Source organism: Chloroflexus sp., from assembly GCF_049970315.1.
Classification (GTDB): domain Bacteria; phylum Chloroflexota; class Chloroflexia; order Chloroflexales; family Chloroflexaceae; genus Chloroflexus.
The window spans coordinates 49770-66829 of the sequence record NZ_JBMFNE010000008.1 but is presented as its reverse complement, the minus strand read 5'-3'; the positions used below and the strand labels follow the sequence as shown (position 1 = coordinate 66829).

Genomic DNA, 17060 nt, shown 5'->3' with positions numbered 1-17060 from the left:
TCACCAAGACAAACCCGCACGTTTGGTTGAAGTCCCCGGTATCTATCTGCAATGCTCGCATCGTTGGCTAACAATGGCCTACCACTCGTTACGAGGACGGGTGAGTGTTCCTCGATTATAGTTGCATCGGTTACGACATCTGATCAAAAACGCCCGGCGTGCAACGCCAGGCCGCATCCTTTCACAACGATCATCAGCGATCACAACCAATTGTCTCTCTATGTTAGGATAACACCGGCTAACAGGTATGTCAAGCTGACGCATTGTTTCAAGACGAAAAATATTGCATCTCCCACAAATACTGTCGGTATCATGACTGCTCTGCCGTTCCCCGCCGTATCTGACCAGCTGTCAGACACCTCTGGTATTCGTTGTATAATCAAATATCTCATTCGTGGTGTGTCTTGTGTGCAAAGGAGCCTTGCCATGGATCTTAACCTGCACCACTTTCCCTATCCTGGGCGCCGGGTGCCGGTTATTGCCGAACGCGGTATCGTTGCCAGCAGCCATCCTTTAGCCTCACAAGCTGGGATGCAGATCCTCCAGTCCGGCGGGAACGCGGTTGATGCCGCCATCGCGACCGCCGCCGCCTTGACAGTGCTTGAGCCGACGTCAAACGGACTAGGTGGAGACGGGTTTGCCCTCATTTGGGCCGGTGATACCCTGTACGGTATCAATGGGTCAGGCGCTGCTCCCGCCGGTCTATCGGCAGAGGTGTTAGCGGCAGCCGGTTATCAGGAGATGCCAATGTATGGCTGGTGGCCGGTGACCGTACCAGGAGTGGTGCGGTTGTGGGGCGACATGCACGCACGGTTTGGACGGTTGCCCCTTGCACAGGTATTGGCACCGGCAATCAGCTATGCCGAAGATGGCGCGCCGGTACCACCGATGGTCGCCTATTTCTGGGCACGTGGTGTAGCAGCCGCTCATATCCGTCGTGGCCCTGAGTTTGAGGGTTTTTTACCTACGTTCAGCATTGATGGCCGTGCGCCACGTCCCGGCGAACGCTTTGTCAGTCCCGGCCACGCCCGCACACTGCGGCTCATTGCCCGCCACGGTACTGATGTGTTTTACCAAGGCGAGATTGCTGAATCGATTGACCGCTTCGCGCGCGCAACCGGCGGATTGTTGCGGGCAACCGATCTGGTTAGTCACCGTTCGGAATGGGTGAAACCGATTAGCATCCATTATCGTGGCTATACCGTTCACGAAATTCCACCCAACGGGCAAGGGATCGCGGCGCTGATGGCGCTGGGTATTCTCGATCACGTTGATCTGAACCGCTGGCCGCGGGAGTCGGCAGCCTCATTCCATTGGCAGATTGAAGCAATGAAGCTGGCCTTTGCCGATGCCTTCGCCTATGTTGCCGACCCGGCAAAAGTTGCCATACCGGTCAACGAAATGCTCAATCGTGAGCGATTGGCAGCGCGTCGGCAGTTGATCGGTGAACGCGCCCAAAGCTATGGGCCGGCTGCTTTACCGCAAGGTGGCACCGTCTATTTTGCAACGGCTGACCGCGATGGGATGATGGTGAGCATGATTCAATCGACCTATATGGGTTTTGGTTCAGGCGTGGTTGTACCGGAATACGGCATCGCGCTGCATAATCGTGGCTATGGGTTCGTGCTCGATCCCGATCATCCTAATCGGGTTGCGCCGGGCAAGCGTCCGTTCCATACCATTATTCCCGGCTTTTTGAGTAAAAACGGTTTACCCATCGGTCCCTTTGGCGTTATGGGTGCCCATATGCAGCCCCAAGGTCACGTGCAAGTGATCGTCAACACCCTCGATTACGGCTTGCATCCGCAAGCGGCGCTCGATGCCCCGCGCTGGCGTTGGGAACGCGACGGTACCTTACGGCTCGAATTGGAGACCCCGCGCCACGTGATCGAAGGCCTCACCGCTCGTGGTCATCAGGTGGTGGTTGAGAGTGAATTGGGCGGATTTGGTCGTGGACAGGTCATCTGGCGGCTGGCGAGTGGTAGTTATGTAGCCGGGACGGAGCCACGGTGCGATGGGTTGGCAATCGGTTGGTAGATATGTGTGGACTGGCAGGAGTAAGAGACAAGATGAATACCCGTAGGGCAACCCTCTTTGATCTGATACACGCCGGTGCTCCTGGCGATCCGGCTTTGATTATGCCAGATGGTCCGATATGGACATTTGCCGATCTCCGTTCACAGGTCGAGCAATTGGTCGCCTGGTTGCAACACCATGGCCTCGGACGTGGTGACCGAATCGCGATAGCGCTTGGGAATGGGCCGGCTATGGCGATCACCTTTTTGGCCGCTGCTACCGCAGCAACGGCAGCGCCGCTGAATCCTAAGTATCGTCGTGATGAGTTTGCCTTCTACTACGAAGACACCAATGCCCGCGCCCTCATTGTTCCCCCTGGTGAAGGTGAAGAGGCCCGCGCTGCGTTACGTCCAGGCATGATCTTGATCGAAGCCGCTCTCGATGCCACCGGTCACCTCACCTTCACAACCACCGACACCGCCGGTTCGCCGCGGCGTGATGGTGTTGCTGAACCAGACGATGTTGCCATGATCTTGCATACGAGTGGGACAACCAGCCGACCAAAGCGGGTTCCCATCCGTCACCGTAACCTGGTCGCTTCGACGAATAATATCATCGCGACCTATCAGCTTAGTCCCGCCGACCGTTCGCTGTGTGTGATGCCACTCTTCCATATTCACGGTATCGTTGCATCACTGCTTAGTCAATTGGCTGCCGGTGGTGCCGTGGTCTGCCCCCCTGGGTTCGATGGTCTTAAGTTCTGGAGCTGGGTCGAGCAAACTCGACCCACGTGGTACTCGGCAGTTCCGACAATGCATCAAGTACTGCTGGCCCGGGCCGAACGTAACGCTACACTTATCGCCACGCACCGGTTCCGTTTCATCCGCTCATCGAGTGCGCCGTTGCCGCCGGTGGTGATGGAACGCATGGAAGCGGTCTTTGGCGCGCCGGTCCTCGAAAGCTACGGGATGACCGAAGCCTCTCATCAGATGACCTCCAACCCCTTGCCACCCGGTCGACGTAAACCCGGTTCGGTTGGGATTGGCTTCGGGGTCGACGTGGGAATCATGGACGACAACGGTCAGTTTCTGCCGAACGGGGTTAGGGGTGAAGTGGTAGTGCGTGGGCCAAACGTCGTTGATGGGTACGAAAACAACCCGGAAGCGAATGCCACCGCTTTCGTCAACGGTTGGTTCCGCACCGGCGATCAGGGGTATCTGGATGAAGATGGTTATCTGTGTCTGACCGGTCGGATCAAGGAACTGATCAATCGCGGTGGCGAGAAGATTTCTCCACTCGAAATCGACGATGTGCTACTCCGTCATCCGGCAGTCGCCGAGGCATTAGCTTTTGCCGTACCGCATGTAACCCTTGGAGAAGAGGTGCATGCAGCAGTGGTGCTGCGTGAAGGGATGAGCGCAAGCGAGCGTGAATTGCGCGATCACTGCGCTCGCCTGCTGGCAGATTTCAAGGTACCACGCGCCATCCATATTCTGAGTGCGTTGCCGCGCGGCGCTACCGGTAAGCTGCAACGGATCACTATGGCGAAGACTTTAGGCTTAACATAATGAAAGCACCAACAGCCTATCGGGGTATATTATGTTGACCGCACGTGCAACCCAACATATACAGCGGTAGGCTGTATACGACACCATCATTTGTATCAGAAGTGCGGTATCATACAACAGTTAGCGCTTCGTGAATGCGCCCGTCACAGACAACAACTCTGCCGGCCACCGACTCCGGCGTACCCAAACAGGAAGTGGCATGATCCCCAAGCCTAAACTGGAACAGCGTCTTTCACCATACCTGAGTTTTTCACGCGCAGAATGGTCAGCGTTACGCAACGGCACTCCATTGCCACTTAGTGCCGATGAACTCGACTCTCTCGTGAGCCTGAACGATAGCGTCTCGATCGAGGATGTTGCCGACATTTATCTGCCGTTAGTGCGCCTCCTCCAACTCTACTACGACAATGCCACCCGTTTGTACCAAGCAACCAGCACATTTTTTGGCTCGGCGACAGCCCGCGTGCCTTATGTGATTGGGATAGCCGGCAGTGTTGCCGTAGGTAAGAGCAGCACCGCCCGTATTCTCCAGGCATTACTCTCGCGCAGTCCTTATCACCTTAAGGTCGATCTGATAACCACCGATGGCTTTCTTTATCCCAACCGCGTCTTACAAGAACGGGGAATCATGCACCGAAAGGGCTTCCCGGAGAGCTACGACCGACGACGCTTGTTGAAATTCATGGCCGATATTAAGTCAGGCTACGGCCCCGTCTTCGCGCCGGTCTATTCACACCTGATCTACGATATTGTGCCCGATCAATTCCAAGTAGTCGATCATCCCGATGTGCTGATCGTTGAAGGCTTGAATGTCTTGCAGCGTGGCATGAATACGCGGCGTGAACCACAGCTCTACGTATCGGATTTCTTTGACTTTGCGATCTACGTTGATGCTAATGAACGCGACCTTGAACAATGGTACATTGAACGGTTTTTGCGTTTGCGTCAGACCGCCTTCCGCGATCCGTCGTCTTATTTTCGTCGTTACGCCGATCTGAGCGAGATCGAAGCCATTGCGACCGCACAGCGTATCTGGCGCGAGATTAATTATGTTAACCTCAAGCAAAACATCGAGCCGACGCGCTGGAGCGCTGACCTCATTCTCGTGAAAGGTCCACGCCACGAACTCGAGCGCGTCTATTTGCGTAAGTTGTAAGTGATAGATACAGGTAAGGAGACTATGCGGATTTGTATTGTGGGAGCCGGCGCAATCGGTGGCTGGCTAGGGGCAAAACTGATGCAGGCCGGTGCTGAGGTCACACTCATTGCGCGTGGAGCACATTTGGCCGCTATACAAACGCATGGCGTCACGATCGTGTACGGTGATGGTCGGCGCGAGGTGGTCCGTCCAACACTCGCCACCGATGATATGACCGTCGCCGGCCCACACGATATGGTTATCGTAACGGTCAAGGCCCACTCGTTAACGAAGCTCGTCGCACCGATGCGCGCCCTGTACGGCCCTGATACGGCGGTGGTCTTTGCCCAAAACGGGATTCCGTGGTGGTACTTCTTTCGGCATGGTGGTCCCTACGAAGGGCGCCGAATCGAAGCAGTTGATCCCGGTGGGGTGATTGCTGCCCATACCGAAATCGAACGGGTCATCGGTTGCGTGGTCTATCCGGCAGCCATCATCGAGCAGCCCGGCGTCATTCGGCATATTGAAGGGAATCGATTCACGCTCGGCGAACCCGATGGTAGTCGGAGCGAACGCACACGGCGTCTCAGTCAACTGCTCGCAGCGGCAGGTTTACGCGCCCCGGTCAAAACCGATATTCGCAATGAAATCTGGCTCAAACTGTGGGGTAATCTCTCGCTCAACCCAATTAGTGCCTTGACCCGCGCCACCCTCGACCGGATTATTGCCGATCGAGGCACCCATACCCTCGCCGCAACGATGATGGCTGAGGCTCAGCAAGTGGCGGAAGCACTCGGTGTACGGTTTCTCGTCTCTATCGAGCAACGTCTTCAGATGGCCGCAGAGATCGGAGCACACAAAACTTCGATGTTGCAGGATATTGAGGCCAAGCGCCCGACCGAGATTGATGCCCTGTTGGGTGCAGTGGTCGAATTAGCCGATCTGACCGGTGTTCCTGCCCCGACGATTCGGGCTATCTACGCCGTAACATCGTTACTCGACCGCGTTAATTGTGGTTCGTAACGACCGTGGGATCATGCGATTGCAGAGTCACACCGATCAAGGAACATCCATGAACGATCTGATTGCTAACCCTGTATTAACCCGTGAACTGTTTGGCCGGATTCGCGGACGCAATGCATGGTTGATTCTTACCGCGTATCTGACCATTATCGGTGCGATTACCTTGCTGATCTACGCCGTCTTCGTCACTTCGGCCAGCCTGAACGATCCCAATACGTCAGGAATTATCGGCAAAACTATCTTCTTTACGGTGATGATCGCAGCCTTGATCCAAGTCTGTTTTCTCTCACCATCGCTAACTGCCGGCGCGATTGTCGGCGAAAAAGAGCGCCAGACCTACGATCTGTTGATGACCTCACTCTTATCACCCTGGCAAATTGTGACCGGCAAGTTGATTTCGGCGATTGCCTTTGCGCTCCTTTTGATTATGGCCTCTTTACCGATCGCCGGTTTTGCCCTTATCTTCGGTGGTGTCACGGCCCAAGAATTGCTGATTGGGGTGGTCGGTCTCTTGGTGACGGCGGTGAGTTACGCAGCAATCGGACTCTTTTGGTCAACGGTGATGCACTCGACATTAGGCGCAACGGTGACGGCGCAAGGTACCGTGATAGCCATTCTGTTGCTGGTACCGTTCCTCTTTTTCGTAATTTCTACCTTGGTCGGCGCCTTTAACGGTGCGCCAACCCCACTGTATGTCTATACCATGGGGTTATTTCTCTGCCTGCACCCATTTATCGCGCTCGGTATCACGGCAACCAGTCTCGAAACCGGTTCTGGGATCTGGTTGTGGAGCGTGCCCTCATCGGTGGGTGATTTGACCGTACCGTCGCCATGGCTGGTCTATACAGGGCTGGCCCTGCTCATCACCGGTGTTGCCCTAGCATCGGCGATCCATCGGATCAAACCGAGCGAAGCGTAGTCCAACCTACAACCGCTGCACCCAATCGGCAATAATCGCTGCCACGTCGCCGGGTCGTTCCATCGGCAACATTTGTCCGGCCTCCACTTCGGCCAGCGTGGCGTGGGGAACCACCCGCCGTAGTCGTTTCCAGACCGAATCGGTTATCAACTCAGAACGTGTCCCACGCACAATCAGGAGCGGTCGTTGCAACCGGCGTAAATCACGCCACGCATCGATTGGTGATGAAGCGAAGATGTGTGATTCCCAACGTTTGGGCCACGCGAGCGTGTAGCCATTGCCGTGCGGACGGAGGCCACCATTGAGATAGCCCTCAAGCGCATCGGGGGTAAAATCGGCAAAGACACCACGCCCTTGCCAACGCTGCCGTGCCTCATCGATGCTGGCAAAATGGTCACGACGGCGCAATGCACCTTGAGCGAGGGGAAAACGATACCCTTGCCCACTTTTACGCAACAGCCAGATCAGCACTTGCAGACGGCGACGGAAGAGCACTGGATCAATGAGCACCAATCCCTGGAACAGATCGGGACGCGCGACAGCGGCATAGAGGGTTAAGATTCCGCCCAGTGAATGGCCGATCCCAACGACCGGCTGGGACGCGACCGCCTGCAAATCGGTGACCAGTTCGGCAGCCAAATCGCGCCATGTCCCTCCCGGTTCCGCGTCACCATCGACGCGCAACGGACGTGGCCGGTAGCCGATAATGCGCCCCAAAGGCGCTAAGCCGGCGGCGAGAGGGACATAGGCTTCCGGTGGAAAGCCATTGGCCGGCGCGATATGGATGAGACGGGGGCCATAACCCCCGATCTCACGATAGATTGCTGCAGCGGAGTGTGTGATCATCGCTGTGGTTATGTGGCAAGACGAAGATGACGTAAACCCGATGACCAAATGCTCGTGACGTTACTCATCACGCCGCCGCGGACGCGGGCGTTCACCATCACGGCGTGGCCCACGTAACTCTTCACGCAAACTACGCGGCTCGTCACGACTACCACGCTGTTCCTCGCGAGGACGTGGGCGGGGGGCTGCTCCGGCTGCCTTGCGTGCTTCAGGTGTCTCGCCGGTGAGTACCGCGCGTCGGCTCAGACTGATCTTGCCGGTATTACGGTCAATGTCAATCACCATCACGTTGATCTCATCACCAAGCGAGACCACGTCCTCGACATTCTCTACCCGCTTCTCGTCAAGCTCTGACACGTGTACCATGCCGTCCTTACCCGGTAGAATGTTGACAAAGGCACCGAACGGCTTAATACTCACCACTTTACCGAGGAAAATATCACCAACTTTCGCCTCACGGGTAAGGCCCTCGATCATACTGATTGCCTTCTTAGCGGCCTCACCATCAGGTGCAGTAATAAAGACACGCCCGTCGTCTTCGATATCGATCTGCGCACCAGTTGTATCACAGATGTTGCGGATCGTCTTGCCACCAGGACCGATCAGCGCGCCGATCTTATCCACCGGAATCTGGATCGTCATAATACGTGGCGCATAGATCGACAACTCTGGGCGAGGCGCGCTAATCACCGCGTTCATCTTCTCCAGGATAAACAACCGACCGGCGCGGGCCTGCGCAAACGCCTGCCGCATAATCTCGTAGGTGATCCCGGTCGTCTTAATATCCATCTGCAAACCGGTCACACCGTTGGCCGTCCCGGCTACTTTAAAGTCCATATCGCCGAGTGCATCCTCGATCCCCTGAATATCGGTCAGCACCCGCCAGCGCCCATCTTCGCCGGTAATGAGGCCCATTGCCACACCGGCCACCGGTGCCTTGATCGGCACCCCGGCATCCATCAGGCTGAGCGACGAACCGCAGACCGAGGCCATCGACGATGAACCGTTTGAGGAGAGGACTTCGGAGACGAGCCGGATCGTATACGGGAACTCCTCTTCGCTCGGCAACACCGCGTACAACGAACGTTCGGCGAGCGCGCCGTGGCCAATATCGCGCCGGCGCGGCGTACCGAGGCGGCGGATCTCACCGGTGCTAAACGGCGGAAAGTTGTAGTGGTGAATGTAGCGTTTCGTCGTCTCGATCCCAAGATCATCGACTTTCTGCTCATCACCCGGTGAGCCAAGCGTCGTAATAGTAAGCACCTGGGTTTGACCACGAGTAAAGACGGCTGAGCCGTGAACTCGTGGTACGACCCCAATCTCGATGCTGATCGGGCGAATCTCATCAAGAGCGCGGCCATCAACGCGGATACCTTCATCGAGGATCGCGTTGCGCACCTCATCTTTCAGTAACTTCTCGAACGCCTTGCTCACCTCTTTGATGCGGTTGGGTATCTCTTCTTCCGGCTCATCGGCGGTAAAGTGAGCGATTACCTCCGCCTTTAGCGCTTCGGTCTGAGCCTCACGATCCTGCTTCACCGGGCTGCGCACGGCTTTGCGCAACCGGTCACCCATCCATGCACTGATAGACTCTTCGAGTGAGGTATCAACTACGGGTGGGATGAAAGGCCGTTTGGGCTTACCGCAGAGCTGCACTAGTTGCTCTTGCAATTCGCAGATTTGCTTGCAGACGGCGTGACCTTCGATGACCGCCTGGAGCATCTCATCTTCGCTCAGCTCATACGCACCGGCTTCGACCATCAGCACCGCATCCTTAGTACCGGCAACCACCAGATCGAGTCGACTCTTTTCGATCTCCCCCATCTTTGGGTTCACCACCAACTTACCGTCGAGATGACCCATCTGCACCGCCCCAACCGGACCGGCGAAGGGAATATCGCTAATCGCCAGTGCTGCCGAAGCGGCAATAATCGCCAGCGGGCCGGGATCATTTTCCATATCGATGGAAAAGGTGGTAATGATCACTTGTACTTCGTTGGAGAAGCCCTTAGGAAAGAGCGGACGAAGCGGGCGGTCGGTTAACCGTGAAATAAGAATTGCGGTCGTAGTCGGTCGGCCTTCACGCTTGAAGAAATTAGCCGGAATCTTGCCCACCGCGTACATCTTCTCTTCGTAATCGACGGTGAGCGGGAAGAAATCGGTACCCTCACGAGCCTCTTTGGCACATACGACGGTGGCCAGTAACATTGTATCACCGTAACGCGCCACCACAGCACCATCTGCTTGCTCGGCAAACCGACCCGCTTCGAGGGTCAGGGTACGGCCGGCAATTTCAGCGCTGACCGTATAAATCTGCCGTTCTGTCATACGTCGTTCTTACTCCTGCCTAGCGGGGCGCACCGATGCGCCCACCTGTTTTCAGATAGCCGCATTGTATCGGCCTTGGCGCGGAGTTCGGCACTGGCGTATACGCACCTATCGTATACGCATACGCCAATCCCGAACCACCGCGCCTCACAACTGACAAGCAAAGAGCGCCGGGCGGCAGATGCCGCTGGCGCCCTCTGTGACCTATCTCATACTGACGGTTGCCTCTATCATACTAGCGGCGCAGACCGAGGCTATTAATCACCTTGCGGTAACGCTCGCGATCCTTAGACTGGAGATAATTGAGCAGCCGTCGTCGTCGCCCGACAAGTTTGAGCAACCCACGCCGTGAATGGTGATCGTGGATGTGGACACGCAGATGCTCGATAAGCTGGTTAATGCGCTCGGTCAAGAGAGCAACCTGTACTTCGGGCGAACCGGTATCTGTCTCGTGCAGTTGATAATTGTTGATGATCTGTGATTTTTCTTCTTTCTCAAGCGCCACGAGCGGTTCCTCCTCGTGTAATCGCGCACGGGCCGGCGCAGCCCGGCGTTCCTTATATAGTCATCGCCATTATAACATAATCGTTGTGTTTTGCCAACTTATGTCGCGCACGTGTTATCCGATTTCGCGCGGTACCCGTGGCAAGATACCGGTCAGCACTTCGTAGCTGATGGTACCAAGCCACCCGGCAATCTCATCAACACCGATCACCTCCTCACCCTGCCGACCGATGATGGTCACCGGATCGCCCCGTTGCACACCGGGAATATCGGTGACATCGACCATGGCGTAGTCCATACAGATCCGTCCGACAATTGGCGCCCGGCGACCGCGAATGAGCACTTCACGCCACGCCGGCGAACGGCGCAGTCCGTCGGCGTAACCGACCGGTATGGTAGCGATGCGCGATGGACGTGAAGTGACGTAGGCGCCACCATACGAGATGGGAGTTCCGGCAGGGTGTTCACGGACCTGCGCTACTTCACTGTAGAAGCTTAATGCCGGGTGCATACCGGATAAAAGCGGCACCACCGGGCTTGGCGCGATCCCATAACACGCCAAACCGGGTCGCACCATGTCGAAGTAGGTCATCGGAAAGCGGAGGGTAGCCGCACTATTGGCGGCATGCACGAGCGGTGGACGCAAACCGGCCGCAGTAATTTCGGCCAGAACGGTTTGCAAGAGACGCAACTGGTGTTTGGTCGGCTCCGGATCGGCTTCGTCGGCGCGGGCAAAGTGGGTGTAGAGACCAACCGGCTCGATACCGGGTAGGTCACGTAGGTAATGGAGGAATGGGCCAACGGCAGCAGGCGGTAATCCTAGCCGAGCCATACCGGTATCTACTTTGATATGCACACGTGCTGAACGACCGAGTTCGAGCGCAGCAGTACTGAGCGCCTGTGCCGTGTCGTCATCGAACAGCGTGACCATCAGATCCAGCCGGATTGCTTCGGCCACTTGCCACGGCGGTGTGTAGCCCAACACCAGGATCGGCGCGCTAATGCCTTGCGCACGTAAGCTACGACCTTCACCAACCGTGGCCACTGCTAACATCTCGGCGCCTGCCGCTAACGCTGCCCGTGCGACCCGAGCAGCCCCGTGACCGTAGCCATCACCTTTTAGCACCACCATGAGCGGTACGCCTGCATGATGCCGTAACGCGCGCACATTATCGGCGATAGCGGTCAGGTCAAGATACACCCACGTCGGACGCCCCGGATCGCCGATCCGTACACTGCGCCACGCCGGTTCTTGCCGTACAAGACAATCCGCCGGTAGTTCGTCATCGGCCAGCAGTGGTGCAATAACTTGTTCAAGACGTTCACCGGCGCCACCACAGAGCAAAACCAGATCGCCGGCCCCACGTTCGCTTGGGAGCGACATTTGCGCAGCAGTATTGGTATCAACCACGTGAATGGGGATGGTCGGCTTGACCAAACGTGCCGCGTGTACCATGGTGGCAGCCCCCGTTCCCTTGAGGACGAGATAATCGGCGCTGCGTGCGGCTTGCCCACCAAGCTCACTCAACATCGGTGTCGGGTCGATGGCCGGCAGTTCAGCCGGCGTACCCAAGACGGCAATTCGCCGTTGCGCCGGTAGCGCCGCCAATGTTTGTAAAGCAGCCATCATCGCCGGCAATGTTGCATTAAAACTATCATCAAGGATCATCTCGCCATTTTTGCCCCGCAGTGGGCGCAAGCGTCCGGCAGGCGGTTCGAGCCGGGTCAAGGCATATTGGATAGATTCGGGTGATATATGGTAGTACAAACCGACCGCTATCGCCGCTAGCGCAGCACTCACGCCGGGTGGACCGAACAATGGGGTGAAGACCGGCAATTCAAGCCCCGGCCCACGTGCGATGAAGGTCACGCCATCACGCCGGAAGCTGATGTCGGTTGCACGTATAGCAAACTCATCGGCAAGGATATAGCAATCGTCGGCTGGAGCAGTGAGCACGCTAGCTCCATGTTGTTGCAACAACGCCACTGCCTGCGGATCAGCCCCCGGTGTGATCACAGCAAGATGCGGAGGAAACGCAGCAACCAATGGAGCGAGATGCTCACCGGCAAACTCCAGCACTGCATAACGATCATGAGTGCGTAAACGAGCGAGCGCGATGGGTAAGCCCAACAACGAATTGAAATTGCGCCGACTCTGAAAAGTGGGCGCAAGCTGCGCGAGCACTGCGGCAATGGCTCGCCGGGCGAGTGTCTTGCCGATACCGCCGGTGACGGCAACCACCGTTGGGTGTAATGCGCGGAGCCGATTGCTCGCCCAACGCAAGAGGACAGTCTGTGGATCAGAACAGACGATCACGGTTGCATTATCGGCAGCGTGCGGCGGACGACGACATAACACACCACGGGCGCCGGCAGCCAGCGCCGCCGGAATGTAGTCGTGGCCGTCGGCACGGGCGGTGCGGATGGCAATAAAGCACTCCCCGGGTGCAGTTAAGCGCGAGTCATAACTCCAATCGGTAAAGGTGTCGGTGACGGATGGGCCAACCAGTGTACCACCTGCATCCAACAGTTCGGCGAGTGTGATGGTCATACCCGACTCCTCGCTATGGGTAATCATTCGTCAAGTCAACTTTTGCTATAATACTCGTTATGAGTAATCCATCTGCCGCTACTGCCACCACTCGCACCGGAGTCACTTGGTTCTGGCTCATGGTAGCCCTCTTTGCCCACACCGGCTGGGGTGCCTACCCCGTGCTCGCTCGCTATTTGCAAACGATTAGCCATCTGCCGAGTATGGCCATCTTGACGCTGGGCAATGCCTTAGCACTGCTCGTCTACTTGCCGTTTGCTTACCGCTACATTGACTGTACCGTCTGGCGCACACCCATCATCTGGCTCTTCGCACTGGTGGTCAGTGTGCGCGCCATGACCAATCTGACCTCCGCCCGCTTTACGCTCGCGATCTATGTGCAACTGATCACGCTCCTCACCCCACTGATCGTTGCTCTCCTCAGCAAACTGTTCTTTCACGAGCGATTACCGCCGTTGACCTTACCGGCAATTGGGTTTTCACTCATCGGTTCGGTATTGCTGATGAGTAGCGATCTCCATCGTGGTGCAGTGTTACAATTGACCACTGGTGATCTGATCGGAATTGCGATAGCGTTGGTTTCGGCCTGTGCGCTCGCGCTTTATATGATCCTTGTACCACGAGCGACTGCTGCCGGCCAAGTCCGAGCCGAAGCGATGTTACTCATTCAACTGATCGCGTTGACTATCACGTGCGGTGCGATGAGTATACTGTTGGGCGAACAGTGGCAACAGTTTACCGTCATTGGTTACGTAGACTGGCTGGTTTTTGCGGCATTCGTGATCTTTGTCCTTCTTGGCGCGAACCTTGGTCAGATTGTCGCGTTGCGTCAGCTCGGTGCGCCGCTGGTGAGCAGTACCATGGGTTGGCGCTTGATCAGCGCGCTGGGCTTAGCCGCGCTGCTTCTCGGTGAACAGTTGCAGAATGGGTGGCAAATATTAGGCGCGATGATCGTGGTAGCTACCATTACCGTATATGTGCGTCGGCAGTATCGGGTCTGAGATTGGCAGTGCAGTATGGAGACTACCATCCGTTCGATTACGGTCACCCCACTCAACATCCCGTTGCGCAGTCCCTTTGGCATTGCCGGTGGTGTGCAAGCGATTGCCTACAATTTATTGGTAACTCTCGAATTGCAGGGCGGGATCCGCGGCTATGGCGAAGCCGCGCCGTTTCCGGCGTTTAATGGTGAGACGCAAGCCGATGCACTGGCTGCTATTGAAACGGTGCGCACGGCAATCGAGGGCGCCGATGTACGTGAATGGCGGGCAATTGCCGCACTCTTGCGCGAACGGATCGGCGATTATGGTTCGGCCCGTTGCGCTCTCGAAACTGCCCTCCTCGACGCACTAACCCGCTTCTATCGCATACCACTGTACGTCTTTTTCGGTGGCGCCGGTCAGACGCTCGAAACCGATATGACCATCACGACCGGCACAGTCGAGGCAGCAGCCATCGCAGCCCTTGACATTCTGGCACGGGGCATCCGCCAGATCAAGGTAAAGATCAGTGGCAGTGATCTCCGGCACGATCTTGCCCGGATTACCGCTATTCGTGCTGTGGCTCCTGACGCCCCCCTCATACTCGACGGTAACGGTGGTTTAAGCGCCGAGACAATGCTCGAATTGCTCGGTGCGCTACGCTTGCAACAGATCGTACCGGTCCTCATCGAGCAGCCAGTACCGGCAGATGACTGGGTCGGGATGCGCCAGTTGGTGCAGTGGGGCGGTAGCCCCGTCGCCGCCGATGAGATGGCTACGAGTGCATTGCGTGTGCTGCGCATTGCGCACGAGCGCGCCGCCGATGTTATCAACATTAAACTGATGAAGACCGGTGTAGTCGAGGCGCTCGAGATGGCAGCGATTGCGCGTGCTGCCGGTCTCGGCTTGATGATCGGTGGGATGGTCGAGTCGATCCTCGCAATGACGATGTCGGCCCATTTTGCCGCCGGTTTGGGTGGTTTTCGCTTTGTTGATCTCGACACACCTCTCTTTTTAGCCGAAAATCCATTCCACGGCGGGTTTCAAATGCGTGGCGGTGTGATCGATCTGAGCCACATTACCGCCGGCCACGGCGTCGAACCGATAGTGATGGTCAACGGCTGATAATCCACGCCGATAGCACATCCCCGTGAATGAAGCAACGCTCTTGTACGAGCCGTACCCCACACGCTTGTTCCTCTTGTCCATGACACATTAGGCAATTCAGCTATAGCCCTCGCTACACCTGTACGTTATACTTGCATAAGAATAGCCAGCCGCATTGTTGCCACCTACTCTGCACCGTTGCAGTGATAGGTGCGTATTATTGTTAGGAGCATGCATGACAGCGCGACTCTTGATTGCCGATGATGAAATATCGATCCGGCAAGGCCTGCGTGACGCACTACTCGCGCACGGCTATGTGATTGTCGGTGAAGCGCTGGATGGTCAGCAAGCCGTAGCAATGACCCGCCAACTGCGGCCTGATCTTGTCCTACTTGATGACAAAATGCCGCTCCTCGATGGCCTTGAAGCGGCAACCGTTATCTCTCGCGAAAGCCTGGCGCCGGTCGTCTTGCTAACGAGTTCACCATCGCACGAGGTGATCGATAGGGCACGACGTGCGGGTGTGTTTGGCTACTTGATAAAGCCATTTCGCGATACCGAATTAATGCCGCACATTGAGGTGGTGCTGGCCCGCTGGAACGTCTATCAGAAGCGCCGCAACGAGATGATTGCGCTACGTAACCGTCTCGATACCCGCACAGAGATCGATCGTGCGAAAGCCTTGCTCATTGAACGGCATGGTCTCAGTGAAATCGAAGCCTTTCGCCGGATTCAGCAACTGGCAATGCGTACCCGCAAGACGATGCGTGAAGTGGCTCAGGCCATCTTGTTGACCGACCAACTGGCGGATCATAGCTAAAGACATCGCGCGGCGACATCCCTCATGGTATCCTGAAGAGCGGAGCATTCCGTAGGAGGAGGATGCCATGCCTGCTGCACGCCATGCCGTCATCTTAGTCGCCGGTGCATCAACCCGCACTCGTCCACTCACCGATCACCGTCCTAAACCACTTATTCCGCTCTTAGGCCGACCACTTCTTGCCCACATCCTCGATGAACTGGTCGGCTTGGTTGAACGGGTAACCTTGGTCGTCGGCTATCGAGCCGAACAGCTCATAGCCGCGTTCGGAGATACGTATCGCGGGATGACACTACATTACGTTCACCAAACCGAGATCAACGGTACGGCGGGAGCACTCCTAGCCGCCGCCCCCATCGACGAACCGTTCTACCTGCTTTACGGCGATAATCTGATCGACCGTGCCGATGTCATAGGAGTCGGTCGCTATCGGTATGCCGTGGCCGGCCTCCCGGTGGCCGATCCGCGTTCATTTGGTATCCTCGATGTCCAGGACGGCCTCGTCTATCGGATCATCGAAAAACCGACCGATCCACCACCGGATGCACTCGCCAACCCCGGCATTTACCACTTTGATGAGGAAGTCTTCCCACTCCTTCGCCAGATTGTTCCCTCGCCGCGTGGCGAACTCGAACTGACCGATCTCATCGCATTGTTGTCCGCTCACCACCCGGTAGCTTGCCATGTCTGCACCGGATACTGGATTCCGGTTGGAACACCGTGGGAAGCTCTTTTAGCAGCCCGCTTCTTGCTCGCACGGATGGCCCAGGTCAGATCAGAGCCGTATGTTGCCGTCAATGCGCGAGTTGATGAGCACGCCGAGCTTGAGGGTGCGGTTGTGGTCGGTGAAGGTGCGGTGATTGATGCCCAGGCCCGAATCGTCGGACCGACGGTCATCGGGCAGAACGCCGTCATTGGACCGGGCGCGTTGGTCATTGCGTCGGCCATCGAGAGCGGCGCAACTATTAGCGCCGGCGCAATGATCGGTGGCTCAGTCATCGGAGTAAAGGCCATTGTCGGTGCGTCAGCCGCCATCAGTCATTCGTGGCTCGACGATGAAGCACAGGTTGGTCACCACGCCGTGCTTGAATCGTTTGCGACTGCCACCCAACCGGCTGCTGTAGTCAACAACCTCCTCACGCCCGCCGATTTACGCACGCGCGGAGCCATTATCGCCGCCAGAGCAGTCGTTGCCCCACAGACGGTGATACCACCGGAGAGCATCGTCCGCTAATCACAGGACGGCAACCGGTCATCAGA

13 protein-coding genes are annotated in these 17060 nt (G+C 56.9%); 9 read left to right on the top strand and 4 right to left on the bottom strand.

The window, feature by feature from the left end; all coding sequences use genetic code 11:
- The first annotated feature begins 426 nt into the window (after positions 1–426).
- From ACP5OT_RS07625 to ACP5OT_RS07605, 5 genes are all read left to right on the top strand, one after another.
- Entirely contained in the window at positions 427–2037 is a 1611-nt protein-coding gene (locus ACP5OT_RS07625) for a gamma-glutamyltransferase family protein (protein WP_424674863.1), read from the top strand.
- Between the two features lie 32 nt (positions 2038–2069).
- Entirely contained in the window at positions 2070–3584 is a 1515-nt protein-coding gene (locus ACP5OT_RS07620; protein WP_424674864.1) for an acyl--CoA ligase, read from the top strand.
- 199 nt (positions 3585–3783) lie between these two features.
- Positions 3784–4740, top strand: a complete 957-nt coding sequence (coaA, locus tag ACP5OT_RS07615; protein ID WP_424674865.1) for a type I pantothenate kinase — start codon at positions 3784–3786, stop codon at positions 4738–4740.
- A gap of 24 nt (positions 4741–4764) precedes the next feature.
- Positions 4765–5745 carry a 2-dehydropantoate 2-reductase gene (locus ACP5OT_RS07610; RefSeq protein WP_424674866.1) on the top strand — a complete coding sequence of 327 codons (981 nt, stop codon included), beginning with the start codon at positions 4765–4767 and terminating at the stop codon, positions 5743–5745.
- 49 nt (positions 5746–5794) lie between these two features.
- Positions 5795–6664 carry an ABC transporter permease gene (locus ACP5OT_RS07605; protein ID WP_424674867.1) on the top strand — a complete coding sequence of 290 codons (870 nt, stop codon included), beginning with the start codon at positions 5795–5797 and terminating at the stop codon, positions 6662–6664.
- A gap of 6 nt (positions 6665–6670) precedes the next feature.
- Here ACP5OT_RS07605 and ACP5OT_RS07600 read toward each other — a convergent pair whose 3' ends face one another.
- The 4 genes from ACP5OT_RS07600 to alr form a co-directional block, all read right to left on the bottom strand.
- Complete coding sequence (locus tag ACP5OT_RS07600; protein WP_428131802.1) at positions 6671–7510, bottom strand: alpha/beta fold hydrolase; 840 nt, start codon at positions 7508–7510, stop codon at positions 6671–6673.
- Between the two features lie 60 nt (positions 7511–7570).
- Complete coding sequence (pnp, locus tag ACP5OT_RS07595) at positions 7571–9838, bottom strand: polyribonucleotide nucleotidyltransferase (protein ID WP_428131801.1); 2268 nt, start codon at positions 9836–9838, stop codon at positions 7571–7573.
- Between the two features lie 235 nt (positions 9839–10073).
- Complete coding sequence (rpsO, locus tag ACP5OT_RS07590; RefSeq protein WP_015941250.1) at positions 10074–10343, bottom strand: 30S ribosomal protein S15; 270 nt, start codon at positions 10341–10343, stop codon at positions 10074–10076.
- Between the two features lie 114 nt (positions 10344–10457).
- On the bottom strand, positions 10458–12893 hold the full coding sequence (gene alr / locus ACP5OT_RS07585; RefSeq protein WP_428131800.1) for an alanine racemase: 2436 nt from the start codon (positions 12891–12893) through the stop codon (positions 10458–10460).
- Positions 12894–12952: 59 nt separating this feature from the next.
- Between alr and ACP5OT_RS07580 the strand changes: the two genes are divergently transcribed.
- The 4 genes from ACP5OT_RS07580 to ACP5OT_RS07565 all read left to right on the top strand — a co-directional run bounded on the left by ACP5OT_RS07580 (position 12953) and on the right by ACP5OT_RS07565 (position 17034).
- Positions 12953–13894 (top strand): DMT family transporter, encoded by a 942-nt coding sequence (locus ACP5OT_RS07580; protein ID WP_428112238.1) that lies wholly within the window; start codon positions 12953–12955, stop codon positions 13892–13894.
- A 15-nt stretch (positions 13895–13909) separates the two neighbouring features.
- Positions 13910–14998: a dipeptide epimerase gene (locus ACP5OT_RS07575; protein WP_428131798.1), complete on the top strand. Its 1089-nt coding sequence runs from the start codon at positions 13910–13912 to the stop codon at positions 14996–14998.
- A 217-nt stretch (positions 14999–15215) separates the two neighbouring features.
- The gene (locus tag ACP5OT_RS07570; protein WP_424674873.1) at positions 15216–15800 is read left to right on the top strand and encodes an ANTAR domain-containing response regulator; all 585 of its coding nucleotides are present in this window, start codon (positions 15216–15218) and stop codon (positions 15798–15800) included.
- 67 nt (positions 15801–15867) lie between these two features.
- The gene (locus ACP5OT_RS07565; protein WP_424674874.1) at positions 15868–17034 is read left to right on the top strand and encodes a sugar phosphate nucleotidyltransferase; all 1167 of its coding nucleotides are present in this window, start codon (positions 15868–15870) and stop codon (positions 17032–17034) included.
- Positions 17035–17060 lie beyond the last annotated feature (26 nt).

Coding starts and splice junctions, on each gene's coding strand:
- ACP5OT_RS07600 (WP_428131802.1), bottom strand. CDS start 7,510: ATGATCACACACTCCGCTGCAGCAATCTATCGTGAGATCGGGGGTTAT.
- ACP5OT_RS07565 (WP_424674874.1), top strand. CDS start 15,868: ATGCCTGCTGCACGCCATGCCGTCATCTTAGTCGCCGGTGCATCAACC.
- ACP5OT_RS07605 (WP_424674867.1), top strand. CDS start 5,795: ATGAACGATCTGATTGCTAACCCTGTATTAACCCGTGAACTGTTTGGC.
- alr (WP_428131800.1), bottom strand. CDS start 12,893: ATGACCATCACACTCGCCGAACTGTTGGATGCAGGTGGTACACTGGTT.
- ACP5OT_RS07625 (WP_424674863.1), top strand. CDS start 427: ATGGATCTTAACCTGCACCACTTTCCCTATCCTGGGCGCCGGGTGCCG.
- ACP5OT_RS07575 (WP_428131798.1), top strand. CDS start 13,910: ATGGAGACTACCATCCGTTCGATTACGGTCACCCCACTCAACATCCCG.
- coaA (WP_424674865.1), top strand. CDS start 3,784: ATGATCCCCAAGCCTAAACTGGAACAGCGTCTTTCACCATACCTGAGT.
- ACP5OT_RS07580 (WP_428112238.1), top strand. CDS start 12,953: ATGAGTAATCCATCTGCCGCTACTGCCACCACTCGCACCGGAGTCACT.
- ACP5OT_RS07570 (WP_424674873.1), top strand. CDS start 15,216: ATGACAGCGCGACTCTTGATTGCCGATGATGAAATATCGATCCGGCAA.
- ACP5OT_RS07620 (WP_424674864.1), top strand. CDS start 2,070: ATGAATACCCGTAGGGCAACCCTCTTTGATCTGATACACGCCGGTGCT.
- ACP5OT_RS07610 (WP_424674866.1), top strand. CDS start 4,765: ATGCGGATTTGTATTGTGGGAGCCGGCGCAATCGGTGGCTGGCTAGGG.
- pnp (WP_428131801.1), bottom strand. CDS start 9,838: ATGACAGAACGGCAGATTTATACGGTCAGCGCTGAAATTGCCGGCCGT.